The 24,105-nt window shown below is 35.1% G+C and carries 24 protein-coding genes, 1 pseudogene and 1 riboswitch; of the genes and pseudogenes, 8 read left to right on the top strand and 17 right to left on the bottom strand.

The window, feature by feature from the left end:
- The first annotated feature begins 18 nt into the window (after positions 1 to 18).
- Entirely contained in the window at positions 19 to 636 is a 618-nt protein-coding gene (locus ACZ11_RS06595) for a methyltransferase family protein (RefSeq protein WP_049664655.1), read from the top strand.
- 72 nt (positions 637 to 708) lie between these two features.
- Here ACZ11_RS06595 and ACZ11_RS06590 read toward each other — a convergent pair whose 3' ends face one another.
- Positions 709 to 951 carry a cupredoxin domain-containing protein gene (locus ACZ11_RS06590; RefSeq protein ID WP_049664654.1) on the bottom strand — a complete coding sequence of 81 codons (243 nt, stop codon included), beginning with the start codon at positions 949 to 951 and terminating at the stop codon, positions 709 to 711.
- 727 nt (positions 952 to 1,678) lie between these two features.
- Between ACZ11_RS06590 and ACZ11_RS06585 the strand changes: the two genes are divergently transcribed.
- Positions 1,679 to 3,046, top strand: coding sequence for a PepSY-associated TM helix domain-containing protein (locus tag ACZ11_RS06585; RefSeq protein WP_049664652.1), 1,368 nt, complete (start codon positions 1,679 to 1,681; stop codon positions 3,044 to 3,046).
- A 343-nt stretch (positions 3,047 to 3,389) separates the two neighbouring features.
- On the opposite strand, the gene ACZ11_RS06580 is transcribed toward ACZ11_RS06585, so the two are convergent.
- Together ACZ11_RS06580 and ACZ11_RS26220 are read right to left on the bottom strand one after the other, a co-directional pair.
- On the bottom strand, positions 3,390 to 3,641 hold the full coding sequence (locus ACZ11_RS06580) for a hypothetical protein (protein WP_049664650.1): 252 nt from the start codon (positions 3,639 to 3,641) through the stop codon (positions 3,390 to 3,392).
- 178 nt (positions 3,642 to 3,819) lie between these two features.
- Positions 3,820 to 4,416: a GNAT family N-acetyltransferase gene (locus tag ACZ11_RS26220; RefSeq protein WP_049664649.1), complete on the bottom strand. Its 597-nt coding sequence runs from the start codon at positions 4,414 to 4,416 to the stop codon at positions 3,820 to 3,822.
- Between the two features lie 166 nt (positions 4,417 to 4,582).
- On the opposite strand from ACZ11_RS26220, the gene ACZ11_RS06570 reads away from it, so the two are divergent.
- Positions 4,583 to 5,191, top strand: a complete 609-nt coding sequence (locus ACZ11_RS06570) for a DUF998 domain-containing protein (protein ID WP_049664648.1) — start codon at positions 4,583 to 4,585, stop codon at positions 5,189 to 5,191.
- Between the two features lie 179 nt (positions 5,192 to 5,370).
- Here the strand turns inward: ACZ11_RS06570 and ACZ11_RS27455 are convergent.
- From ACZ11_RS27455 to ACZ11_RS06550, 4 genes and pseudogenes are all read right to left on the bottom strand, one after another.
- A pseudogene (locus ACZ11_RS27455) lies at positions 5,371 to 5,469 on the bottom strand (aldo/keto reductase); the annotation flags it as partial.
- Between the two features lie 202 nt (positions 5,470 to 5,671).
- Positions 5,672 to 6,889 (bottom strand): M56 family metallopeptidase, encoded by a 1,218-nt coding sequence (locus tag ACZ11_RS06565; protein ID WP_049664646.1) that lies wholly within the window; start codon positions 6,887 to 6,889, stop codon positions 5,672 to 5,674.
- Positions 6,890 to 6,900: 11 nt separating this feature from the next.
- On the bottom strand, positions 6,901 to 7,260 hold the full coding sequence (locus ACZ11_RS06560) for a BlaI/MecI/CopY family transcriptional regulator (protein ID WP_049664645.1): 360 nt from the start codon (positions 7,258 to 7,260) through the stop codon (positions 6,901 to 6,903).
- A 925-nt stretch (positions 7,261 to 8,185) separates the two neighbouring features.
- Positions 8,186 to 8,407: a hypothetical protein gene (locus ACZ11_RS06550; RefSeq protein ID WP_049664643.1), complete on the bottom strand. Its 222-nt coding sequence runs from the start codon at positions 8,405 to 8,407 to the stop codon at positions 8,186 to 8,188.
- 382 nt (positions 8,408 to 8,789) lie between these two features.
- Here ACZ11_RS06550 and ACZ11_RS06545 point away from each other — a divergent pair, with 382 nt between their 5' ends.
- From ACZ11_RS06545 to ACZ11_RS06535, 3 genes are all read left to right on the top strand, one after another.
- The gene (locus ACZ11_RS06545) at positions 8,790 to 9,485 is read left to right on the top strand and encodes a cupin domain-containing protein (RefSeq protein ID WP_049664641.1); all 696 of its coding nucleotides are present in this window, start codon (positions 8,790 to 8,792) and stop codon (positions 9,483 to 9,485) included.
- Positions 9,486 to 9,636: 151 nt separating this feature from the next.
- Positions 9,637 to 9,924 carry a hypothetical protein gene (locus ACZ11_RS06540; protein ID WP_049664640.1) on the top strand — a complete coding sequence of 96 codons (288 nt, stop codon included), beginning with the start codon at positions 9,637 to 9,639 and terminating at the stop codon, positions 9,922 to 9,924.
- A gap of 359 nt (positions 9,925 to 10,283) precedes the next feature.
- Positions 10,284 to 10,769, top strand: a complete 486-nt coding sequence (locus tag ACZ11_RS06535; RefSeq protein ID WP_049664638.1) for a DUF3231 family protein — start codon at positions 10,284 to 10,286, stop codon at positions 10,767 to 10,769.
- A gap of 53 nt (positions 10,770 to 10,822) precedes the next feature.
- Here ACZ11_RS06535 and ACZ11_RS06530 read toward each other — a convergent pair whose 3' ends face one another.
- The 4 genes from ACZ11_RS06530 to ACZ11_RS06515 all read right to left on the bottom strand — a co-directional run bounded on the left by ACZ11_RS06530 (position 10,823) and on the right by ACZ11_RS06515 (position 15,845).
- Positions 10,823 to 13,429, bottom strand: coding sequence for a cation-translocating P-type ATPase (locus tag ACZ11_RS06530; protein WP_049664636.1), 2,607 nt, complete (start codon positions 13,427 to 13,429; stop codon positions 10,823 to 10,825).
- Positions 13,430 to 13,904: 475 nt separating this feature from the next.
- Positions 13,905 to 14,189: a hypothetical protein gene (locus ACZ11_RS06525; RefSeq protein ID WP_049664634.1), complete on the bottom strand. Its 285-nt coding sequence runs from the start codon at positions 14,187 to 14,189 to the stop codon at positions 13,905 to 13,907.
- A gap of 4 nt (positions 14,190 to 14,193) precedes the next feature.
- On the bottom strand, positions 14,194 to 14,373 hold the full coding sequence (locus tag ACZ11_RS26215) for a hypothetical protein (protein ID WP_049664632.1): 180 nt from the start codon (positions 14,371 to 14,373) through the stop codon (positions 14,194 to 14,196).
- 281 nt (positions 14,374 to 14,654) lie between these two features.
- Positions 14,655 to 15,845: an MFS transporter gene (locus ACZ11_RS06515; protein ID WP_049664631.1), complete on the bottom strand. Its 1,191-nt coding sequence runs from the start codon at positions 15,843 to 15,845 to the stop codon at positions 14,655 to 14,657.
- Between the two features lie 64 nt (positions 15,846 to 15,909).
- A riboswitch (purine riboswitch) is annotated at positions 15,910 to 16,009 on the bottom strand.
- Between the two features lie 226 nt (positions 16,010 to 16,235).
- On the opposite strand from ACZ11_RS06515, the gene ACZ11_RS06510 reads away from it, so the two are divergent.
- Positions 16,236 to 16,442, top strand: a complete 207-nt coding sequence (locus ACZ11_RS06510) for a hypothetical protein (RefSeq protein ID WP_049664629.1) — start codon at positions 16,236 to 16,238, stop codon at positions 16,440 to 16,442.
- A gap of 50 nt (positions 16,443 to 16,492) precedes the next feature.
- On the opposite strand, the gene lepB is transcribed toward ACZ11_RS06510, so the two are convergent.
- The 3 genes from lepB to ACZ11_RS06500 all read right to left on the bottom strand — a co-directional run bounded on the left by lepB (position 16,493) and on the right by ACZ11_RS06500 (position 18,981).
- Positions 16,493 to 17,050, bottom strand: coding sequence for a signal peptidase I (lepB, locus tag ACZ11_RS06505; RefSeq protein WP_049664627.1), 558 nt, complete (start codon positions 17,048 to 17,050; stop codon positions 16,493 to 16,495).
- Between the two features lie 535 nt (positions 17,051 to 17,585).
- Positions 17,586 to 17,714 carry a hypothetical protein gene (locus ACZ11_RS27195; protein ID WP_269079310.1) on the bottom strand — a complete coding sequence of 43 codons (129 nt, stop codon included), beginning with the start codon at positions 17,712 to 17,714 and terminating at the stop codon, positions 17,586 to 17,588.
- A 334-nt stretch (positions 17,715 to 18,048) separates the two neighbouring features.
- Positions 18,049 to 18,981 (bottom strand): LCP family glycopolymer transferase, encoded by a 933-nt coding sequence (locus ACZ11_RS06500; RefSeq protein ID WP_049664626.1) that lies wholly within the window; start codon positions 18,979 to 18,981, stop codon positions 18,049 to 18,051.
- Positions 18,982 to 19,548: 567 nt separating this feature from the next.
- Here ACZ11_RS06500 and ACZ11_RS06495 point away from each other — a divergent pair.
- Positions 19,549 to 20,256: a M23 family metallopeptidase gene (locus ACZ11_RS06495; protein ID WP_049664624.1), complete on the top strand. Its 708-nt coding sequence runs from the start codon at positions 19,549 to 19,551 to the stop codon at positions 20,254 to 20,256.
- A 242-nt stretch (positions 20,257 to 20,498) separates the two neighbouring features.
- Here the strand turns inward: ACZ11_RS06495 and ACZ11_RS06490 are convergent, their stop codons facing one another.
- From ACZ11_RS06490 to dacB, 3 genes are all read right to left on the bottom strand, one after another.
- Positions 20,499 to 21,755, bottom strand: coding sequence for a DUF4179 domain-containing protein (locus ACZ11_RS06490; protein WP_049664622.1), 1,257 nt, complete (start codon positions 21,753 to 21,755; stop codon positions 20,499 to 20,501).
- Positions 21,752 to 22,252 (bottom strand): sigma-70 family RNA polymerase sigma factor, encoded by a 501-nt coding sequence (locus ACZ11_RS06485; RefSeq protein ID WP_049664621.1) that lies wholly within the window; start codon positions 22,250 to 22,252, stop codon positions 21,752 to 21,754. Before ACZ11_RS06485 ends, ACZ11_RS06490 begins: the two co-directional genes overlap by 4 nt.
- A 317-nt stretch (positions 22,253 to 22,569) precedes the next feature.
- Entirely contained in the window at positions 22,570 to 23,991 is a 1,422-nt protein-coding gene (dacB, locus tag ACZ11_RS06480) for a D-alanyl-D-alanine carboxypeptidase/D-alanyl-D-alanine endopeptidase (protein WP_049664619.1), read from the bottom strand.
- Between the last annotated feature and the right edge of the window lie 114 nt (positions 23,992 to 24,105).

Here is a 24,105-nt window from a genome sequence, read left to right as displayed (position 1 = left end):
ATAGAAAGAAGAGATAAAATGGAACTTTTAAATGTTATTTCATTCATTCTGTTTGCATTGTTTATATCTTCCTATTCATTAAAACTAGTTATTCTAAATAAGAAATCAGGGGTAAAAGCGAATGTGTTAGGGAAAGGAAATAAAGGGAGATCCATTGATTCTTCAGAAATGTTTGTTAAAATTTCAACTTTCATATGGGGAGTCGTATGGCTTTTAGAGTCAATATTTGAAAATTGGATTGATAATATTTTACCAAATCTATTCACCGACAATATTATCCATTATTTCGGATTATTGTTCATTACCATTGGTTTACTATTCTTTATATTTTCAATGATAACAATGAAAACCTCTTGGAGAGTTGGTATAGATAAAGAAACAAAAACTTCGCTAATCACCAATGGTTTATACAAATATAGTCGAAATCCTGCCTTTGTCGGATTCAATTTAATGTTTATAGGTCTATTTTTGACATTCCCTAACTTAATTACATTAATTGTTTGTTTACTAAATATAATTTCAATTCATAACCTTATTCTTCAAGAAGAAAAACACTTAGAGAATATGCTTAAAGATGAATATCTCTCGTATAAGAATAAAACCCCACGATACTTATTTTTCAACCTACATAAGTAAAAGAATTTTAAAAATGAAAATAAAAACAAAGCACAGTCTCTTAATGGCTGTGCTTTGTTTCGGTGTTATCCATTATTCAACTATTATCTTTCCAGAATACATATTCATCCCGCAATGAAACGTATATATACCTGTTTTTTCTGGTGTGAATTCCACTAGGTTATCACCTTTTTCGAGAGTTTTTTCTAGTTGAAAATCTTCTATAAGTAAGAATGATAAGCATCCACCAGTAAAACTCTTTTGAAAATGCAGTTTGACAGGAATTCCAGCTTTAACTTTTACATTCTCAGGTGCGTATCCATATGGTTCTACCATTATGACTGCTTCTTGATAACCGTCTTTTTGCTCTGCTTGTACTTCATTTATATTTTCAGAAGGAACGTCTGAAACCTGTGCTGTATTACCAAAAAATCATTGAAGTAATTAGAAATGGGTTTAAAAAATACAACTGATACAACTACAAATAGCGCAATCATAACCATTAATATTTTAATCCAATTATTTTTTTGAGAGTAAAGGTTTTTATATCAGTTCCTTTGACTTCTTGTCTAATTAATTTCATGATAAGAATCATGATAATAATGAAAATTACATCCACAAATATCGTCATTACGACATGATCTTGATATGGGTGCAACACTTTTAGTAGCTTTAAATGGTTTACGTTTAATGCGTGTTAAAGAATAAAAAACTTACTTTTCAATAGATGGACTTTTGAATGCAGTTCATCTATTTTTAAGAAGAAAACATTTAGAGAGTATGCTACAAGATGAATATTTCTTGTTATAAATATGTAATACAGTTTGATTAAATTAACGATATCAACTTTTATTAAAAGTATGATTCTTAAACGAATTTCGGCTTCAGTTCTTTCTATTAAGTAACCTCTTTTATAAAAAATTTCCCTTTTGTTTTCTATAACCTAATTATATCAATCGTAATACATATATTTGTCATATAAAATCTTTAGGACTTCATACTTATTTCATTTTTTATCTATATAATAAATTTGCGCTTACTATTATTGATTGGAGAATTAGACATGAAAAACACGTTTTATCAGAGCTTTTGGCGAACGCACTTTTATGCCGCATTATTTATTACTCCACTTCTTATTTCGCTAACACTAAGTGGTATTGGTTATTTATTTTATACTGATGTTGAAAATCGTTTATATGATAAATACTTTTTTGGTGAAAGTGGAAAAACCGAGGTACAGTCTATTGATGATGCTGTTAAACTTGCAGAAGAATCATATGCTGGCTATAAAACAAATAAAATTATAGAGTTAGAAGAGCCATACAATACACGTTTATCGATGAAAAATGCAGATGGCAATGAGAAATATGTGTTTCTAGATGATCATAACCAAATTATTGGTGGTCAGGATGCTAGTTACACATTTTCAAATATTATGAGAAATACCCATAGTTCCTTATTTATTGGGGGGACGGTTGTCAATTATTTAGTTGAATTGGCTGCTTGCTGGGCTATTTTCTTAATGCTTTCAGGCATATACATGACGTTTAAAGCAAAACTACTAAAGAAAACAAAGCAGACAAACAAACGTCAAAAGAGCAGAAAATTTCATGCCCTTGTCGGTACAATTATTACGATTCCAATGCTTGTTATTATTTTCACAGGCTTACCATGGTCTGCGTTTATGGGGAAATATATATACCAAGCTTCACAAGACCATCCATCTTTCGGAACGCCATTATTGCAACAGCAACCTCCTACATCTGATATAAGTGAGATTCCTTGGGCTACTCGTCAAGAAACTCCTCCAACGTCAGATTCAGGACATGAAGGACATGCAGCACATCATGGTAACGGAGCCGATACGGTCTGTGGTACGAACCCTTACCAACTAAGCGTAGAAAAATTGCAACATGAAATTAATGCAATGAATATAACAAAACCATACGCGATTATCTATCCTACTAGTGAAGTCGGTGTCTATACGGTTGCAAAATCTAGTAACACAGGTGTCACAGGTCTTGATGTTAGTCCGTATGATGAAACGACAATGTATTTTGATCAATATAGCGGAAAATATATAGACAAGGTAGGTTACGAGGACTATGGCGTTCTTGCTAAATGGTTCACTTGGGGAATTCCTTTACATGAAGGTCATTTGTTTGGCTGGCCAAATAAATTAATCAATTTACTAGTATGTCTAGCGTTTTTAGTAGTGATTGTTTGGGGAGTTAGAACATGGCTATTACGAAAGAAACAAGGTATGCTATCTGCACCACCTAAAATCTCTCAAAAGGTATCCATTCCTTTTATCATATTCATGATTATTTTAGGTATACTGATGCCACTATTTGGACTTTCTTTAATTGTTGTCGTAGTCGTTGAAATAATCATAAATTTGGTGTCTAAAAATAAAACAGACGTTAATTAAAATGCTAAGCGATACTGTATCCTTCATAGATGAGGAACAGTATCGCTTTCTTTAAAGCTCTTTTCTTAAAGATCGTTGGTTAGTTGAATAAAATATATATACGAACCATCTTTTCCACCAATAATTTCATCTCTTAGAGAAAAATTAAGATAAGCATGAATAAATAAAGTTTATTTAATTAATCTCCTAAAAAATCAGAATTATAACGTTTACTATCGTCCCCTTACCATTATTATATTTGCAAGTTTAATGAAAATGTTATCAATAAAGTACAATGTATATTAGTAATTTAAAATGTCTAACTTTAAAATAAAAATGCCTCTACCACTAATTCAATAACTCTTTAGTTATTATTGTTTGTGATTTTCTTTGGTATAAAGTATGCAATCGTTGCAGAAAGAAAAGCAATCAATAATGTTGGTAAAAAGGAACTGTAACTACTTGTAATAACCACTTCTTTGGATAGACTACCACTCATATTCCAAGCCTCTTCTACATTAGGTGTATACATCAATGTTAAAAACATACCAGATAAGACCTGAAAAATTGAAAATAACAATATAAAACTAATCGCAAATATAATATATTTTTTCAATATAAACACCTCCAATTTACATTTCGGTTGTACTTTAAGTACGAATAAGAATGTAAAAAGTTTCATTTTCTACTTTCACGAACCTGCTCCGTTAGTTCAACAAAGAAAAAAAGAGCTGCCTATGCAACTCAATGTTCTTTAATTAACGCACCCCGTTAGTTAAACAAACTTATGTTTGTTAATGCCCTTCTAATTGGTTCAATAGATAGTTACATAGTTCCTTATGAATTGATTGCCTTTTTAAATTTAAGATAAAGTGTTTTACATTTATTTCTTTATTAAAAAAGATACAGTTCAAGTAATGTTCGAATTCGGAGATACTTGGTAATTCAGTTTTGTATATCTCGAAGGTGTCAATTTGATAGGTTTTTAACAACGTTTTTAATGATTCATCATCTTTGTTTAACTCGTGATAACTATGGTAGTTATTATTATTACTCTCGTTTAAACGATAATAGAAAGCTGTTAGTATCTTCATTACAGCATTAACTCGGGTTTCATCGAATTCATTATCCAAAGCATACATAAAAAAAGGGAATTCATCATCATTAACCATAAATTTAAGTAGTTTAATTTGATATTTTAATTGCCTGATTTCTTGCTCAATATTCATTTCTTCACCTCGTTTATTGACTTCTGCCACAAAGCGTAAAGTGACATGATGCCCTTCATCCCATACACATTCACTTGGCACCTCGGTTTGAAATGTTGCCATTCCGGTTTCGATGCCTTCATTATAAATCTTTAATACCTCTGCTAAATCTTTTTTTCGCATAGATATGTATCCATTCAATCCCTCTGATCATAAAGTCGTTTAAATCATAATATAATTGTTTAAAAAATAATAAAGTCATTTAAAATTAAATTGTCGATGATGCTATTCAACAAACGGGAAGGAACTGTTGAGGAACTGAATCTGATGAACTTTGGGAGGTCTGAAATTGTCCATCGAGAAAATCCTATCGATTGTGGCCGTATTGTTCTTTTTGAGTTATTTCATTTTTTTTCTCATACTTCACTTTAAGAAAACAGGCTATCATCCTATTCGACATGCTGTAAGTGATTACGGTGTTGGTGCTACAAAAAATTTATTTTTAATTTACGCTTGGTTCAGCAATTTAGGGGCATTGTCACTTTCTATCGTGTTGTTGAATGTAAAAGATCGCTTCTCCATATCCGCGTCCATTCCGATTTTAATCATTCTAATGGTCATCTCCCGTATCCTCATGTTATTCTTTCCAACTGACCTAGAAGGAGAAAAACTTACGGTTCGAGGAAAACTCCATTACTTATTTGCTATTCTTGCGTTCGCTTTTTCCTATATGGTCATTGATCGTGGAGGAAGTCATTTAAAATTACTGGAAGGCTTTAAAAATCTAAATCTATTTTTTTACATCATAACCATGATTTCTTCTATCTCGCTTGGGGCTGTTATTGTAACGATGTTCAAGCCGTTGCGATTTATCTTTGGGATTTGTGAGCGAGTGTTCCTGTTGTCAATCAACATTTGGTTTATTGTCGTAAGCATCTGGTTCGTTTACCTTCTATGATAAATGAATGTATTGGTAGAAGGTTTTTAACAATTAAACAAACGCGCGTGATTGTTGTTTTTATTAAAAGTCAAGTTATAAGCTGAAACTATTTTCAATAGTGAATTCTTATTTAATGTCACACAGTTATATGTATAGAAATTAAAAGGATAGAAGAGCTTAATTAAATTCGCTCTATCTATCCCCTTTTTTACTACAGATGACCCTATTTTGATCACTCCATTTTGTACATCCCAACGCAAAATAACTTGAGAGTTTGATTTTCCATATTTTGTTGCAGGTAATCAATTATGCCGCTATTGGCAAGACCAACAAAGTGGAAGGCATTTGAGTTTTATTATGAAAAAATGATGGAGTAAATGAAAAAACTAGTCCCGGATTTCAGGACTAGTCTTTGGAGCAACTTATTTATTCTTCATTTGTTGCGATTAAACGTGGTTCCGTCGTACTATTTGATGCATCAGTAACAATAATTACATTTCATTTTCCGCCTTTATTTGTTGCGATTACCTGCGGTTCCGTCGTACTATTTGATGCTTCAGTAACAATAACTGCCTTTCGTTCTTTGCCTTTATTTGTTGCGATTACCTGTGGTTCCGTCGTACTATTTGATGCATCAGTAACAATAACTGCATTTCGTTCTTTGCCTTTATTTGTTGCGATTACCTGTGGTTCCGTCGTACTATTTGATGCATCAGTAACAATAACTGCATTTCGTTCTTTGCCTTCTTTTAACGTTGGTGGCTCTTGGCCAGTTGCCGCAAAGACAGTCATCCCTCCAATGACTAATGTACATGCTAATGCTGTTCCTAAAACTGACTTTTTCTTTAAGGTCATAATGGACACTATCCTTTCTTCAATCCCATTTTTACTAAAATGATTACAAAGCGGCGTAACCGTATAGGTTTCATCTGCCATATTGATGAGAGATAGTGCATATGCTGACTTTGCCTTATCTCCAAACTGTCTAATAACCCTTTCGTCGCAAGACAATTCAATGTCTCTGTTTACTAAAAAATACATAAACCAAACTAATGGATTAAACCAATGCAAAGCTACCATAATCGTTAAAATTACTTTCCACAAAACGTCAAAGCGTTTAATATGAATTAATTCATGCGTGAGAATAAACTGAATACTTGCAGCGTCTTCCCAATTTGTTGATTTCGGCAATAAGATGACTGGTTTAAAGATTCCATATGTTAACGGGGTTTTAATTCTATCTGATACTGCAATTTGAATCGTTCTTTTTAACTTATGATCGTTTAGCCATTGAACGAGATACTCATTATTCTTCACTGGGATGGCTGTTTGAAATTCTTTATAAAATCTAATATAAGCCACTATAAAGAATAGCAAAACCCCGATACCCCCACATGCCCAAAGGATCTGAACGAAATCGTTTGTCATCACAAGCAAAAGCTGATCATAGAACGTGTTTGATGTATGTGCGACTGCAATTGTATTGTGCATACTTTCCGAATCATTTGAGTGAGTGAGCGTAACAAATAAGTTTTTCAGCATAGGCTGTATGCTCAACTTTGAATAAAAAGAGTAGGGGATGAGTAGTTTAAATGCAACGATTCCCCAAAGAATTAAAAATGTTTGCTTTGGCACTTTATTTCTTACTAACATTCTCATCAATAACACAATGATGAGGAGGAGAGATGCGTCTACACTCATGTTGAAAATACTCATATCATAATTCCTCACTCAAGATCTTTAACAATTTGCTTTAATTTTTCGATCTCACTCGCGGACATTTTTTTCTTGTCTAGTAAGGATGCGAATAGTAAAGATTTAGAACCATTAAATATTTTATCAATCAATTCCGTCGTTTCTTGTTCTTGTATCTGTTCTTTTCTGATGATTGGATGACAGATAAAGTTAGGTTCAATTCTTTCAATGGCCTCTTTTTTTATACATTTTTTTATGACGGTATAGGTGGTATTTTTATTCCAACCTATTCGTTCGTTTAACATTTGTGAGAGCTGTTTAGCTGTCAAATCGCCTTCTTCCCATAGAATATTCATGACTTGTAATTCTGAATCAAACAATTTAACTTGCATACGCGCATGCTCCTTTTCTTTCGTGGACTATTGCAATAGTTTGCCACACATTGATACTACTATGGTAGTCCGGAATTGTCAAGACTATTGCGATAGTCTGTTGAAGAAAATCCATTTTTAGGGCATAAATATACGGAAACTGTGTCTAACCCATTTAAAATTCAATAAAAGTTTAATAAAGTCTTCTCCGATGCTGGCTCTTTTAATTTGCCTCGGCCACACTACACAATTTTAAGTGCAGGTTCTAAAGCAAATCTGAATTCAATGAGAACCTAGCACTCTTTTTCACATTAGGAATATTGCTAATAAAAAAACGTCCGAAGACAGGCTTAAACTCTCTTGTCTGCCTCCCTACAGCCCATTAACCTGATCGAAGGCTTATGGAATTGATTGAAAGAGTCTGTTATTAATAACACCTTTTTCCCTAACGTTCAAAAGATCGCTTTGAAAGTAAAAGAATTTATTCTTGATGTCGAAACTACCACCCATCCTTTCGATCGAGTGCGTTGACATACTAGCTCGGAAAGTTCTAGGAGGAGAATACTAATTTCATCAAGAGAGTAGAAATCTAATGGGAAAATCATCTGATGTCCAATAGCTTTTTGTAAAATTATGGGTGGTACTGAACTGAAGAATCAATTTTCTAGAGAAAAAATAAGATATAAGATAAGTATTGATAGATAAGGCTTGTTTAATTAATCTCCTAAAAAAACATGAACATAACGCCTATTTCCCGTTTTGATTTTAAATTTCCCCTTCATCACCGGCGAGGCTACGAGTACGATACTACCGGGTTGCTCAAAGTTGCCTATAACTGCAATGGGATCTTTCAAGACATCTAAACCTTTTAGCATTGCAATACAGCTTGCGTAAAAGCATTTCATGTCAATACAAAAAATGTCCTTGTGCGGCAGATTGTCGTAATTCATATCACCTCACGCTTCCGATGGGTAACAGGCAATATTGCTAGAACATTGTTAATAATAAACGTGCGCTTTGCCTGCCTCGTAAAGCAAAATGCTGTAAAGGAATCACCCACCAACTTTATGATTTTCACACGCCTTTTTGTAATGACACCAGACTTAGCTACATACATCATGTTAACTACTTGTTGACGCTGCATTACTTTTATTAACTGTTCTTTCATCCTAGCTGCTCCTTTTCACTCTGTTATATGCACTAAGTACAACAGGGCTGTTCTTAAAAACAGAACGAACGTTCGCATTCTTGCTATACGCACATACGTTCCAAATTAGAAGAGGGAATTTTAGTTAATTTTTAAGAAGTCTTTAGAGGATAAATAAAAATTTCACCTTAGCGCGTAATTGTCGCTTCGCTTTCGCACAGAAAAACATTTGTTGCTGTCGCTTCGCTTTCGCACAGAAAAACATTTGTTGCTGTCGCTTCGCTTTCGCACAGAAAAACATTTGTTGAATGAAGACAATAGGCGTTCGTGTAAGCCTAAAATAGCTTTACACATATTCTGTGCTTAAGACATGTATTGAAAATTAATTAGAAAGGATGTAATTATTAGCTCGAATATTGACTATACTTCGTCATCAACCCAGTTCACTTTTGATGTAAATGACAGCACTCTTTATAAGAGAGATGATCGGAATTTTATAAATGTTCTAGGTATAGAACAATTAAATACGTTAGAAAATATATCTTTGCTTGATATTTTTATAAGTAAGAACAAGGTGATAGAGCCTCACTATCATCAAAATGCAGCAGAGCTTGTTTATTGTATTTCTGGTGCTGCCATTGTTTCTATATTTAATCCCTTTACAAAAGAGCTTCAAAACTATCCTATCGAGCCTGGCCAAGTCGCCAATGTACCGCAAGGATGGTGGCATTATGAAATAGCTACTGAGAATGACACGCATTTACTGGCTATTTTTGATGCTCCAACACCTGAAGTTATTTTAGGTTCAGATATATTGAAATTTACACCTTCCAATGTTATGGCTCACACTTATTGTTTAGATGAAAATCAGTGGAAGAAAACAATCGCGCCTATTGTACCATCAACATATATCGGTCCACCTAAAGACTGTAACCGTGTAAAATCAGCTTCTGAAAAGCAGAAAGAGCAAAAGGAGCAAAAAGATCCTCATCATAAAAATAAAAATAAGTATAGACCTTCACAATTTACGAACCCATATCCGCCATATCAATATCCAAATATGAATCCATATATGAATCCTTATGGCTCATATTATTAAGCAATAGTAAAAAAACGGAAAATTGTAATCGTTCATACGAGTGTATGACTCGACATCATAAGCTCTACACCTTTCATCGCATAAAAATAAATAAAAAGGAAAATCTATATTTTAAGTCATAGCTTCGTTATTACTAAAAGAGGTGTAGAAAATGGAATTATTTCCAGTGATCCATACAAATTTTTGGGATGCTGTAATAGCCGTTCCAGCTGTGTTAATTATTACACAGCTTATTAAGGTATTTATGCATGTTCAGCCTAAATATGTTCCCGCGATCGCCCTTGCTATTGGCTTGATTATTTCTATTTTCATTAGCCATAGACATAATCTTATTGCAGGAATATTTATGGGCTTTTTTTATGGTTATGCAGCTATTGGCAACTTTGCTGCATTAAAAACAACCATTAATAGCTTTAAAAGTAAGCAATTGAAGGAATAAGCCTTTGGCTCATAGCGTGGAGTTGATTTCCGTTCCGACTGGGTGCTTTCCTGGGGGCGTCCGATGAGCCGCTTGGGCCAACACGATGTTGGTCACGAAGGCGTTATCACAGGATGTGATGTTTTTAGCCTTCGTTCCTCTGACTGCTCGCTCCAGGGTCTCATCTGTGACGCTGATCCCCGAGGAGTCACCCAGTCTCCACTCCAATCAACTTATATACATGTTAGACGTTTTAACAAATGTCATCCCTTAACCTTTAGTTATAAATCCTCATATTGTAAAAAATGATTAGAATTTCATTTATTAACACATCCTAATCTCAAATAAATGAACGAGAACATGAGTTAGGACGTGTAACTATGGAATTGGTAAATGGAAATCTAGCAACACTACGCTATAGGGAAATTTTTAAGATATGGACACAGATCGGCGTTAATAACGGCTATATAGCTTCAAATCATGCATTTTTTAAGTACGCCGTTGATAAAAAATTGAAGGCTATTATCGTGGATTTTGTGCAATGTTTAAAAGAGGAAAATAAACAGCTAACAGTGTTATTAAAGGAAAATGGGCTACTTGCTCCTACTACATCAATCAACTACAGACAGTTGAAAATGGGTAATGTCCGAGGAAAAAAAGCCATTAATGATACAGAAATTAGCGCCATTTTATCGATGAATATAGCTTCTTCACTTATTTCAGTTAGTCAAGCTTTAGAAATATCTGTTAAGCAGAAACATACTGCAAAATATGGAGAACTTCATATGAAGTATGCCATACTTGGCGCAAAACTAGTACGGCTTAGTAATGACAAAGGCTGGCTACTAGCCCCTACAACAATGTAATGTTAAGAAGCTCTCGTTTTCAACAAAACGAGAGCTTCTATATTTTTTCCTTCTTATCGACTTCTTACAAAAAATAGCTTGTACCACTGATTCACGAGGAACGGTAGCACAGACAAGCTATAAATAAAGCCTAATTGTGCGGTACTTAATGTGGCAACCTCAAACACACTTGTAAGTATTGGAATAAACAATACTGCGTGTAAGCTTAAAAAACCGATTAAGAATGCAAGCCAAGTATATTTATTCGAAAATACTCCAATGGCGAAGATAGATTCTTTAGCTCTAGAGTTGAAGCCATGCACTAATCGTGACAAACATAATGTTGTAAATGCCATAGTGCTCGCCGTTAAAGTATCTCCCGTTGACAATCCGATTTCAAAGGCAATAGTTGTAGAAATTGCAATTAGTAATCCTTCGAGTACCACTTGAGTAGTAAATGCTTTATTTAATAATGGTGTATGAATATTTCGGGGCTTGTCCTTCATTGTTTTTTTATTATTCGGCTCTAGACCGATTGCAATCGCCGGTAAACTATCCGTTAGTAAGTTAATAAATAATAGATGCACAGCCGCAAAAGGAACTGGTAAACCTAATATTGTTGCATATAAAACAACAAAAATGGCACCTGCATTCCCAGATAATAAGAACAAAATAGCGTTTTTAATATTCGTATAAATACTCCTACCGTTTGCAATAGCCTTCACAATCGTCGAAAAATTATCATCTGTTAGTATCATAGAGGAGGCATCCTTAGCGACCTCTGTGCCGGTAACGCCCATTGCCACACCAATGTCAGACTGTTTTAGGGCAGGGCCGTCATTAACACCATCTCCTGTCATGGCGACGACATGTCCTTTTTCTTGCCATGCTTTAACGATACGAATTTTTTGAGCTGGCGTAACTCGGGCATAAACAGAAAAATCATTAACCTTTTCTTGAAGCTGCTGATCTGTAAGGCCTTCTATTTCATGCCCTTCAATCGCTTCAGATGGATCATTTAAAATCCCGATTTGATTGGCAATAGCCGTTGCCGTAATTTTATGATCCCCTGTAATCATCACCGGTTTGATACCAGCTTTTATACATTTTTCAACCGCACCTTTAGATTCTTTTCTTGGCGGATCCATCATCGCGACTAAACCAACAAAGATTAAATCTTTTTCAGCTCTTGCATCAATTGCTTGATTTCCCTTTACTTCTTTGTAAGCAACTGCTAGCACCCTTAACCCATTCATAGAAAAATCACGATTTACCGCTTCGATTTTTTGGCGTTGTTGTTTTGTAATATTAACTATACCTTTTGAAGTTTCTATTTTTATAATTTTAGGAAGAAGGACATCTAGTGCTCCTTTTGTAATCAAAATAGATTGCTTATTGATATTATTTACAGTACTCATGAGCTTTCTATCTGAATCAAAAGGGATTTCGGCCACCCTTGGAAAATGATCTCTTACCAGTAATTCGTCAAAATCATATTGCTTCCCAAGTTTTACGAGTGCCATTTCAGTAGGATCACCGATTTCCTTACCGTCCCTTTCCACAGCATCATTACATAATATTGCCTTTAACATTAAATCTTTCTCAACTGCATTCCTAGTGTGTAGCTGATCATGTGGAATAATTTTTTCATCCACATATACCTCTTGTACAACCATTTTATTCTCAGTTAATGTTCCTGTTTTATCTGAACAAATGACAGATACACTTCCAAGACTTTCAACAGCATAAAGCTTTCGAATAATGGCATTTTCCTTCGCCATTTTTTGTGTCCCAAAAGCTAGTACAATGGTAACAATCGAGCTTAATGCTTCTGGAATTGCTGCAACGGCAAGTGAAACCGCGAACATAAACGATTCTACTAGCGCACGTCCTCTAACAAGGTCAATTACGAGAATCGCTAAACAGATTAATGTAATCCCTAAAGCTAATTTTTCTCCGAAATGATCCAAACTTACTTGTAGAGGTGTTTTCTTCTCTTTCGCAGTATCTAGTAAATTTGCAATTTTGCCGATTTCAGTTTGCATTCCGATAGCTGTCACCATGACAATACCACGACCAGTTGTCACAAAGCTTCCAGAGTATACCATGTTCTTTTTATCAGCAACAGTTACATTGCCTTCCTTGATAGGATCGATACTTTTCGCTACAGCAATTGATTCACCTGTCAGCGAGCTTTCATTAATATGCAAATTATGACTTTCTAATAATCTCCCATCTGCATTTATATAATCACCAGCCTCCAAATAAAGAAGATCTCCAACGACTATATCTTCCGAAGAAATCTCAATTAGCTGATTATTTCGCATTACTTTGGCAATTGGAGACGTTAAGGCTTTTAAATTATCCAAAGACTGTTCTGCCTTGACATGCTGTACAGTACCTAGGATAGCGTTTAAAATAACAACGATCATAATCACAATCGTACTTCCTACTTCCCCTAATAGAAATGAGACGAAAGCAGCGATGATTAAAATAATGACTAATAAATCTTTAAACTGTCCAAAGAAAACGGCGAATGCACTTGTTTTTTTCCCTTCCTCTAATACATTATAGCCGTATACTTCTTGCCTCTTTTGAACGTCATAATCACTCAATCCTTGATCTGTCACGTTCAAATTTTTCATAACTTCAGCTGATGATTGTTGATGATATTCTGACATTCGATTCCCCCTCCATTTGAAATTATTAAGTAACTCACAGCAGCCATCCTATCCCGAATTCCTTCTCACTGACTGAATTCAGGAGAAAATGCTGTTATTAGTTAATAGTTAGATTCCCATCAGTAGACCCCTTTGAATTATCTATCTTAGGCAGAGAGAAACTTATATATCCTAAAAATAGTATTGAATCATCAGACTCTCTATCTACTCGAGCCCCTAAAATACTTTAACTACAACAATCTATTCCTTGCCCTATTCCAGTATGATAATAATCGATATAGAAATTAAATATTTGTTTATAAGTGAAAATATAATATAAAGTGAAGCTTGAATCAGCGGGGGTTTCTTCATCCCCACTGTAGGTAATCGTGATGATCAATAAGCCAAATGTGAGCACAAAAAAAGACATTTGGAATATGGCTACTCCAAATGCCCAGCTTCAAATGCATAGACGCCCTATAGGCCAGTCTTGCAATTATTCTATTGTTTTATTTGCTACTAACAAATAATCGAGTGCACTCATTCTAGTAAGCTTATGAGTAAATTTTATAGCATCTGCCTGCGAGTCAAACATAAAGTTTTCGAGTTCGTCTGTTGGTATATATTGATCAGCGATTTTTCGTTTTAATTTTCGTACAGATAAAGTGTGTGAATCCTCTTCATATAAAATAATAGCACCCACATTTCGGTAAAGCGTCTGGTCAATCGTTGCGACAACTTTCACATTTGATCCTTTAAATTCTGTTAAATCTATCTGCATGTATTTACCAACCTCCTCTAAACTTACATTCTATCTCTCTATATAATTGTCCTTCTTTTTCAGTAGTATTCCCTGGATATTCAATCCAAAAAATCCACTCTGAAAGTTCAAGACTCATAACGTCTGGTTGATTTCCGTTCCGACTGGGCGCTTTGTTGTTGTTGCTGTCGCTTCGCTTTCGCACAGAGCAGAGCTTCCTGGGGGCGTCCGATGAGCCGCTTGGGCCAACACGATGTTGGTCACGAAGGCGTTATCACAGGATGTGATGGTTTTAGCCTTCGCTGATCCCCGAGAAGTCGCCCAGCCTCCACTCCAATCAACTTATTCACATGACATACGTTTTCGCAAAATACTCCTAACTTTCAATGATAGACCAAATTTCATCAGAAATTCCAGCCATCATTATATGTGATTTATGTTACGACCGAGCGCTTTCCTGGGGGGCGTTCGATGAGCCACTCTAAACTATAAATTGTTGTGAGCCGATTTCAGCCCTAGCTCAGCCTCATGTGAAACTGGCGCTCTTTTTAGAGAGAAAATAGCACAGCCTAGAGCACATAAAACTAAAATGGCACCGAAGCTAGCTAAATGCGTAGCAGATCCTGTAACAGCAAACATAGCTCCACCAACAGCTGACCCAATGGAGATACCGATTTGTAATGCAGCTGTATTTAAGCTTTGTTGAATATCAGATGTTTTTGGATCAGCTTGTATTAAATAACTTTGTAGTGGAGGTGTAAGTGCCCAGCTAAGTGCCCCCCATAAAACTGTTACGACTAAAAAGAGTGGTAAAGCAATAATCGTGTAAGGAATACTAAATAATACAACGGCAAATGTAGAGACAATAATTAGAATGGCTTTACCAGTACCAATTTTGTCACTTAGCCAACCACCTAGAGCATTCCCACTGACAGACGCTATTCCGAATATTAGATAACAGATACTAATCCAAGAAGCGCTCATATCAAACGCTTCTACTAAAAATGGTGTTAAATATGCGTAAAGCATATAATGACCAGCCAACATAAATAGTGTTGTTAATTGTGCACTAAGGATTTTTAAATTGGCTAATGATTTAATTTGAGCCTTTAATGGGACAACTTCCCCAACTGGCATTTTTTCAAGTAGTAACGCAACAAGAATCATAGATACAGTTGAAAGAAGCGCTATTCCTAAAAACACAGCTCGCCATCCAAATGCTTCTGATACAAATATCCCCATTGGCACACCGATAACAAGTGCAGAACTTACACCTATGAAAACAAGTCCTAAAGCTTTTGCACGATCTCTTGGTTCAACAATTTTTGTTGTAATTGTTAAAGATAAGACGATGACCAATGCAGTACTCATTGCTGTGAAAATTCTAGCAATCATGACAATCAAGAATGTCGTACTAAAAAACGTCATAACATTACCTAAAGTAAAAATAAATAAAGAAATAAGATAAAGGCGCTTCCTTTCCACTTTTGCAGTTAAAGATAAAAGGACAGGCGCAGATATTGCATAGACTAGAGCAAATATTGTAATTAATTGTCCCGCTGTTGCTAAGGACACATTTAAATCCTCTGCAATTGTAGGTAATATACCACCTACAATTAATTCCACCAATCCTACGGCAAAGGTAGTAACGGCAAGAATATATACTCTCCAATTCATAGTAATCACCCTTCTGTTTACGCTTTCATTTTTATAGGGAGATATAAAAAAAATCCTGACTACAAAAATGAAGCAAAATTTTTGTAGTCAGGATTTTATGGTTCCTGGTAGAGACCCTCAATCCATATCATTGAGGTTATACAGATTCAAATATTTACGTTAGCTATATTAGCATATTGAATTTTGCATGACAACAATTTTTTTATTATTCTCATCTCTCTCTTCCTTATCATCCATAAAATCGGTTCACTCTAGCACTTGCAATCATTGAATTACAAACGTTTTCCTAATAAAAAAACATTTTAAAAGAGAGAAATTTTTAGATTTTACTTATATTTTTTTAAGTTTGACCATACATACTAATATAACAGAACATTGCGAGGTGATTGTTTGCGTATATTAGGTTTAGTATGCTATTTTTTATTGTTGTTTTATGGTGTAGAACCAGTAGTAGAAGAGCTCTCAATCGATAAACAAGCAATCATTTCTCCTAGTCTCGGCAAACAGCAAATCCCCATAAAAGAAACAGTTGAAAATTCAACAGTTTGTGTCTATTACCCCACTTATAAAGTTTGTAAACCATTATCAGCGAACTAAAAAAGTGAAAAAAAGAGGCAACTCTTTTTTTCACTAACAGTCAATTTATTTTATTTTGGACCGATATGGAAACGATCAAACGGATATACTGTTAATTTAGCTTCACCATAGATGGCATCTTTAGAAATTAAGCCATAATGGCGGCTATCAGAACTTCTTAAACGGTTGTCCCCCAGTACAAAATACTTACCCTCAGGAACCTTTTTTTCATTTAATAATTGCTCTAAATTGAAATTTTCTGTAATACGTAATTGATTCGGATCATCTGTTTGACGATTCACATAATCTTCTTTATAAGCTTTACCATTTACATACAAAACATCGTCTTTCATTTCAACTGTATCACCTGGTAGGCCAATCACGCGTTTAATATATAGTTCATCTTCTGTTGGTGATTGAAAAACAATTTGATCAAAGCGTTCAATTTTACTCATTTTACTTACAATAATAATATCTTTATCATGATAAGTTGGGTACATAGAAGCCCCCTGCACTTTAATCGGTGCAAATAAAAATTGCTTACAGCCTAAAACAACTATAGCTGTAATCACAATAATTTTAAGATAAGATAGTATTTCTTTTTTGAAACTTGTTTTCTCTTGTTGCATGCTCATTCCCCGATACTGTTTTTTTATAGTATAACATCTTCTACAGTATATTGACGAACTAATCACATAAATTGTTCCAAATTCACAAAAATGACTCATCACCATAACGTGAGGTTGATTTCCGTTCCGACTAGTCGCTTAGATGATCAATTTCTCTTGAGCTCCATGGTCTCATCTGTGACAGTTCAGCCCTAGATCTGCTCAGGTCCAGGGGGAATCTGATCGGATTAGCTCTAGATTTGCTCAGGTCCAGGGGGAATCTGATCGGGTTAGCCCTAGATCTGCTCAGGCACAGGGGAAATTTGATCGGGTTAGCCCAAATCTGCTCAGGTCCAAGGTAAATCTGATCGGGTTAGCCCTAGATCTGCTCAGGCACAAGCGAAATTTGATCGGGTCAACCAAGGATCTGCTCAGGTCCAAAAGAAACTATTCGGGTCAATCCAAAATCCGTTCATACGATTCAACAAATGACATCCCTAATTTTGGGTAATGGGCCACAAAAAAAGACAAAGCCTTAGCTTTGCCTAGATGCATTTTATTCTTTTGCTTTTCGAGTACGAATGGTTACTTTGCGTAGTAGAGTGATGCTGCTATTAATTAAGTCGAGCGCTAAACCAATACCTGCACGTAATGCAACTACTAATAAAATTGTGCCTATAATCAACACGATCACTCCCTCGACCATTTCTAATAAAATTATACACCCGTATTCTGAAATTTCAAATATCTAAAGACATAAAAAAACCATTCAACTAGGCATGCGCCCTACCTGAATGATTTTTTTATTTTTTACATGAAAATTTTCAAACACAATAGTTGTAAATGTCGCATAGCTGAACTGACTCGACTTTGTTGAACCTTACGCTTAGGTACATAGCTTTGCATGCAATTGTTTACAGCTGTATACCTAAGCACCTGGGTCCTCCCATTCATTGATCTCCCTCCCTTCATTGTCAATAGATTTACAGCTAACATACTCAAGTTGTTACCCCAAGCATTTATTGCAAATGGGCTTTTAAATCCGATTTGATTTTTTCTAGCTCTGTCTCTTCAGGGATAAAATACCATATGTTATCAATCCTTTTGCCATCTCCCTCTTTAAACGACAACTGCTCAATATTACCATCCATTTGTTTATAAATACTTTGCAGTTGGATTAAGTCCTTCATCGTAAAATTCATACGAACATTTTCTCCTACTACATCAAGCATATCTGTAGCCTTTAACAATATAGATGGCGTTGAGGCCTTTTTCAGAACCGCTTCAATAATTTGTCGTTGACGAATTTGACGACCAAAATCACCGCGTGGATCCTCATAACGAATACGTGAAAAAATTAATGCATTATCACCGTCTAAAGTGATCTCACCCTTAGGATAATGGTATGTGTTATAGGTTAAATCCATGTCATTATCAATCGTTACCCCACCAATCGTGTCGATAATTTGCAGGAAGCCTTCCATATTAACAAACACATAATAATCAATTGGTATATCTAAAAAATGCTCTACCGTGTTGACCGCCATCGGGACGCCTCCAAATGCATAGGCATGGTTGATTTTATCGACGGAATTATGACCAATAATTTCTGTACGTGTATCTCGAGGTATACTGAGCATCTTCATCGTGTGTTTTTCAGGATTCACCGTAATGACAATCATCGTATCTGAACGCCCACTATCATTTTTACGTTCATCCACCCCAAGCATTAACACAGAAAATGGGTCTTTCTTTGTAACTATTTTTTGTACTTCATTTTCATCACCTGTCGCTTCAACTAATGGTGTATTTATTTTATTCATCGTTTTTTGGATTGTATAATAAGCAGTACCTATAAAAATTAAAAAAATTGTTAATAAGCTACCTATTATCCATAGCCAAATTTTCTTCTTGCTCTTTTTTTCCTTAGAGCGTTTCGTATTTTTTTCCATACATAAGTCCTCTCTTGCAAAAAAATTTATCCCTCTTTTTGACGTTTTAAGTTGGAAAAAAGTTAATATAGTCTAATTATATGCATATTGGACGAAAAAAAGACGTAGACTAGTATTTACTAAATGCACGATATTCCATTCCTTTATTTGTAAATCCCTTCCTTTATTTAGTGTTAGCTAACTTTATGACAAAGAGCCTACTGTGATTCCACTATACGAGGTGGGAACTTTTGTAGCTGTGTTTCGCTTTCGCTACAAAAGCAAAAGGCTCAAGCTTTACAGTACCTTGAGCCTATTTTAATGGTGATGCGCCATATTTTTTCTCCATAAAAAAAGTCGTTCTACTCTGTAATATTAAAGACAAGTAAATGTACATGATAGTTTATTACATCATAACTTGTTTCAAATGTTGCACATATTATAAAAATGTACATTACTAAATGCAATTTTAGTGGTGTACGTTTTTTATTTTACTTTCATTTCAACTGAGTTAATAAACGGTTAAATAATTTACAATAAACTGGAAAAAAGTTAAAATTGAAAGCATCGACGGAGGAGGGATCTGAGATGATTGATGTGCGTGAGCCGATAATTGTAGAGTTTCCTTTGAGAGGAGAATGGTACTCTCCTAACACTCCAGGGACAAAAATTCCGAGTCACGGTACAAACCAATTAGGATCAAGATATGCTTATGACTTTATACAAGTGGATTGGGAAAGAAAGGGCTGGCCAGCCTATCGCGTTAGTTTGGCACAATATCTACTTTTTGGAGTTCCCCTAGATGAATATTACTGTTGGGGGCAAGAAGTATATGCTCCTTGCGATGGGATCATAGTCCAAGCAGAGGATGGTTATAAAGAACGAACACGAACAAAATTGCTTTCAGATATGTCTAACGCTTATAAAAATGCTCATTATTTTGACCCGAAAAAAGACGACATACAATCAGTTGCTGGCAACTACATCATTATAGAATGTGGCGACAATGTATATGCTGGATTAGTCCATCTTCAAACAGGGTCAATTCAAGTTTCAGTCGGTCAGAGTGTTAAAAAAGGTGAAGTTATTGGTAGAGTTGGTCATTCAGGTAACTCCTTTGCTCCGCATTTGCATTTTCAACTTATGGATAGTAGTGACATAGCTATTGCAAACGGATTGCCTCTTGCTTTTGAACAATACGAATTATTTAATAATGGCATATGGGAAAAAGTGAATAATGGGATTCCAACAAATAAGGATAGAATAAGATTTCAGAAATCTAATGAATGGGAATAAATTAAAACTGCATAAAGTTTCCCCTTAGGCAAATCAATAATTTTTCTAGCCCATTATTGAGCTATCCTGCACCGTTAGTTGAATAACGGGTTATAAAATACTTTTATTTTAAAAGCATTCCAAGTTATATCTTTAATCAAAAATAAAAGCTGAACTAATACAAGAATTAGTTCAGCTTAAAAATAGCTATAATGTTGCACATTGTATACAGGATACTGATGTATTAATTGAATTACTTTACTTTATTTAAATGGAATATTCAGTTCAATATCTTTTCCAATAGGATTGAAGAAATAGTTGATATATATTTTTGCTTTGCCATCATAATCTTCAAATTGCGTCGTCTCAATTTCGTACTGCTCCTCTTGTGAAACAGTGGCACCTTTAAATTCTAACTCCGTACCATCTTCTTTTACTGCATCAGTTAGCAATAAAAATCTACTTTGAGCCCGGTTATTTATAACAACTGATACATCTTGCTGCGTTACGGAAATGTCCCAATCGAAATAATCAGGCTTCTTGAGTACTTCTTTTGTCCCGAAATCAACTTCGATAAAATCCTCACCCTTTGGAACGGCTTGAACAGCTCCAATTATAATTTTGAGTGATTCTGGATCATGAAAATAATTGCTTTCCAAATATAGTGTAAATTTGCCTTCACGTTTATTTTTGGATAATGGATGACGTTTACTTTTTCTTAGCTCTCCATCCTGCATCACGACCGCAATATCATCAAACGATAAAATTTCCATCGTATTCGCTTTGTCTACTTCAATATCGAGAGCCATTTCTAAAGGAGAGCGACGAATTTGTGTAATCGTAAATTTCTGACCACCAACATTTACAGTTTGATTCGCAGTAAAAATCTTCTCCTTTGCGATTTCATTTTGTAGTGTAAACGGTACCGCTATTTCAATGTTCCCCTTATCTTTATCATTGAAATGAAAAACCGCTTTAAAATCTTTTGAAGTATAATCGAAAGGCTCTAAAAACTCATATTCCACTGAAGAAGACAAGTGTGTTTTATTTTTTGTAATCCCGAATAAACCTCCTCCTCCTCCGCCTTCAATTCTTTCGTCCCCTTGGAACAATTGAACTTCCTCCAAGTTTAATTTCAAAATATCAAATGAGGCATTGGCGTCATAGAAAAGTACTAATCCAGTCTGATCTGCTATCACGCCTTGCAATGTAAGCGATAGACCATTTTTAGACTGCGTCACATTGATTTCTTCATAGTAGTCATTGTCCACAATATCTTTTATCCCTTTATCTCTTACAACCGCTGATACAAGTGCTTCAAAGCCAGGTATTTTTGCAACATAGCTAGCAATCGTAGGAGAAACGCGAATAGAAAATAAAAGGCTTAGACACAACAAAAAGACTGTTGCAACCGAAAAAATGCGCTTCTTTGTTCTTTTTTCTCGCTGAACTTTACGAAACATATCCATTCGAACTTGTTGAAGTTTCTCCTTTGGAACGTCAATTGGTAGTTTACTCATAGCCAGTCCTCCTTTTCTCCAGCGAAGTTTCTAAGCTTCTTTAGTATGTGATGAAGCTTAGACTTTACAGTACCCTCCGGAATTTGATTTAGCTCGGCAATTTCTTTGTTTTTTAGTTGCTGAAAATATTTCATATAGACGAGTTGCTGCTCCGACAAGGATAAATGTTCCAATAGCCGCTCCATATCAGAGTAGATGACCCATTCAACTAGGTGATGTTCCTCAATTGAAACGGTTGGTTGGCTTTTTCGTAAATGGTCTTTACAACAATTGATTAAGACGCGCACGAGCCATGTTCTGGCATATTCGTGCTGTTTAACGGTATGCATTTTTTTCAGTGCCTTGTAAACCAGGTCCTGCATCACGTCTAAAGCGTCTTGCTCATTTTTCATGTATGTAAAAGCCATACGATATAAAATTTCTTCATCCATTTCAATAAGTGAAAGTATCGATTGATGATCCCCACGAACAGCACGCTTTACGATTTCCAATTCCATTCTTTTCGCCTCCTTCCTTAATTAGACTCAGCGCTGCTTCATTTCGTTCAAAAAATTTAAAATTATGTATGAATCCCTCATCCCGACATAAAAAAATAAGTACTTCTGGATACACACGACGAATAGCTGTATATCTTTGATGAGATATACAGCTAACTTATTTTCCACAGGTCGATTGAATAGATGTCGACCATGGCATGTACTTATTTAAAATATTTCTGCTCTAATGAAATTGTACATTCTGCAACTCCGTGAAGAGATTCATCATCATAAAAGCGAACTAGCGTCTATGCACATGCTCATACTAGCAATAAAGCTTACATTTCATTGGCAATCTGTTTGACAATCTCATCAATAGTTGGGATAGCTGAAGTTTTATTGGCCTGTGTCAAAATACTAAAGATATACCATTTACCACTTTTTCCTTTTACATAACCACTTAAAGAATATGTTCCAGAAATATAGCCAGTTTTAGCAGATACACTATAGCCCTTCATACGATTTTCTAAAGTCGCACCAACAAGGCTACCCTTTCTTCCTGCATGGGGTAATGCATCTAAATATGAGTTATACCAGGATTTACTTTGAATTTTATATAATAATAGACTTTCTTGCATACTATTAACTCGATTTTGATGACTTAAACCTGAACCATCTTCAAAGTACCACTGATCCATATTTAGGCCAATTTCATTACCGTATGTTCGAATTGCTTGGATGCCAGCTGACCAGCTTCCTTCCCCAAGGAGCTCACGCCCTAGTTGTTTTGTCAACATGTCTCCCATACCATTAATGCTTAACTTTAAATATTTAAAGTTAATATCAGTTAGTAGCTTTGAATACGAAATACTTACTCGCTGTGCATTTTCAGGTACCTTACCAGTCTCAAAAGGCATTGATTGGATACCTTTGGCTACTAATTTTTCACGAAATACATCGAGTGTATACTGAGTTGGATTAAAAACAGTTACATATGTATTTTTCTGTGAACCTGCTGGTAAGTTACCAGTTACAATGATTCGATCTGTACCATATTCTCTGGTAATTTTTACAGTGCTTTTCTCACCCTTTTTAACAATTTTTGTTTTATTGTCAACTGGAATAGTACTTGCAAACGGAACAAGCTGAACATTAGCCGTAGTGCCAACCTTTGTGCCGGTCACTTTCACTTGCACAGTTGCAATATCATATTGATCATTTGGCGAAATCGTTAACGCTGAAATACGTGAAGCATAAGGCTCAGCCTCTTCTTGAGGTACAATCCCCTTCGGTAAACGATCTGTATCAAACCAAGTATCATCCCCGATTAAGGAACCCGTAATTTTCGTGATACCCATTTTTTTCAATCTTTTAGCAAACGATTCTAAATGCCTAGGTAAAAGTGTTGGATCTCCTCCACCCTGTAAATAAATATTACCGTGAAGTACACCATCTTCGATTGGTCCATCGATGAATGTCTTCGTAGCAAAGCGATAATCAGCTCCTAATAAATCCAATGCAGCGGCACTAACTAAAAGCTTATGGGTAGAAGCAGGGCGGATCATTTTTTCACCATTATTATTGTAAAGTACATTTCCTGTTTCTGTATCTCGTACGGTAATGCTGTACTCATTGTCCTTCCAATTTTTATCAATAATGCTATTCACTTTTGTTGTCATAGTTTGCTCACTAGCACCTGCCTTCTCAACAAAGATGGTGGTCAAGTAACAGACCATTAAAATCATTATTAACTTTTTCATAGCCCCTCCAATTCGGAAAATTTCTACTTTTCATTCTTTTATTCTACGGAAAAAATTGTCATTTTACAACAAAACACTTTTTTATTTTACAAAGAATAATAGTCATCTTTTTTA

This window comes from Lysinibacillus xylanilyticus (assembly GCF_001183605.1).
In the GTDB taxonomy this organism is placed as follows: Bacteria; Bacillota; Bacilli; order Bacillales_A; family Planococcaceae; genus Lysinibacillus; species Lysinibacillus xylanilyticus.
This window is presented reverse-complemented; position numbering and strand designations above follow the sequence as displayed.

Bases quoted from the DNA above. Each gene is read 5' to 3' on its own strand.
- ACZ11_RS06595 (WP_049664655.1), top strand. From the start codon at position 19: ATGGAACTTTTAAATGTTATTTCATTCATTCTGTTTGCATTGTTTATA.
- ACZ11_RS06590 (WP_049664654.1), bottom strand. From the start codon at position 951: ATGGTAGAACCATATGGATACGCACCTGAGAATGTAAAAGTTAAAGCT.
- ACZ11_RS06585 (WP_049664652.1), top strand. From the start codon at position 1,679: ATGAAAAACACGTTTTATCAGAGCTTTTGGCGAACGCACTTTTATGCC.
- ACZ11_RS26220 (WP_049664649.1), bottom strand. From the start codon at position 4,416: ATGCGAAAAAAAGATTTAGCAGAGGTATTAAAGATTTATAATGAAGGC.
- ACZ11_RS06565 (WP_049664646.1), bottom strand. From the start codon at position 6,889: ATGAGTATTTTCAACATGAGTGTAGACGCATCTCTCCTCCTCATCATT.
- ACZ11_RS06560 (WP_049664645.1), bottom strand. From the start codon at position 7,260: ATGCAAGTTAAATTGTTTGATTCAGAATTACAAGTCATGAATATTCTA.
- ACZ11_RS06550 (WP_049664643.1), bottom strand. From the start codon at position 8,407: ATGAAAGAACAGTTAATAAAAGTAATGCAGCGTCAACAAGTAGTTAAC.
- ACZ11_RS06540 (WP_049664640.1), top strand. From the start codon at position 9,637: ATGGAATTATTTCCAGTGATCCATACAAATTTTTGGGATGCTGTAATA.
- ACZ11_RS06535 (WP_049664638.1), top strand. From the start codon at position 10,284: ATGGAATTGGTAAATGGAAATCTAGCAACACTACGCTATAGGGAAATT.
- ACZ11_RS06530 (WP_049664636.1), bottom strand. From the start codon at position 13,429: ATGTCAGAATATCATCAACAATCATCAGCTGAAGTTATGAAAAATTTG.
- ACZ11_RS06525 (WP_049664634.1), bottom strand. From the start codon at position 14,189: ATGCAGATAGATTTAACAGAATTTAAAGGATCAAATGTGAAAGTTGTC.
- ACZ11_RS06515 (WP_049664631.1), bottom strand. From the start codon at position 15,845: ATGAATTGGAGAGTATATATTCTTGCCGTTACTACCTTTGCCGTAGGA.
- lepB (WP_049664627.1), bottom strand. From the start codon at position 17,050: ATGCAACAAGAGAAAACAAGTTTCAAAAAAGAAATACTATCTTATCTT.
- ACZ11_RS06500 (WP_049664626.1), bottom strand. From the start codon at position 18,981: ATGGAAAAAAATACGAAACGCTCTAAGGAAAAAAAGAGCAAGAAGAAA.
- ACZ11_RS06495 (WP_049664624.1), top strand. From the start codon at position 19,549: ATGATTGATGTGCGTGAGCCGATAATTGTAGAGTTTCCTTTGAGAGGA.
- ACZ11_RS06490 (WP_049664622.1), bottom strand. From the start codon at position 21,755: ATGAGTAAACTACCAATTGACGTTCCAAAGGAGAAACTTCAACAAGTT.
- ACZ11_RS06485 (WP_049664621.1), bottom strand. From the start codon at position 22,252: ATGGAATTGGAAATCGTAAAGCGTGCTGTTCGTGGGGATCATCAATCG.
- dacB (WP_049664619.1), bottom strand. From the start codon at position 23,991: ATGAAAAAGTTAATAATGATTTTAATGGTCTGTTACTTGACCACCATC.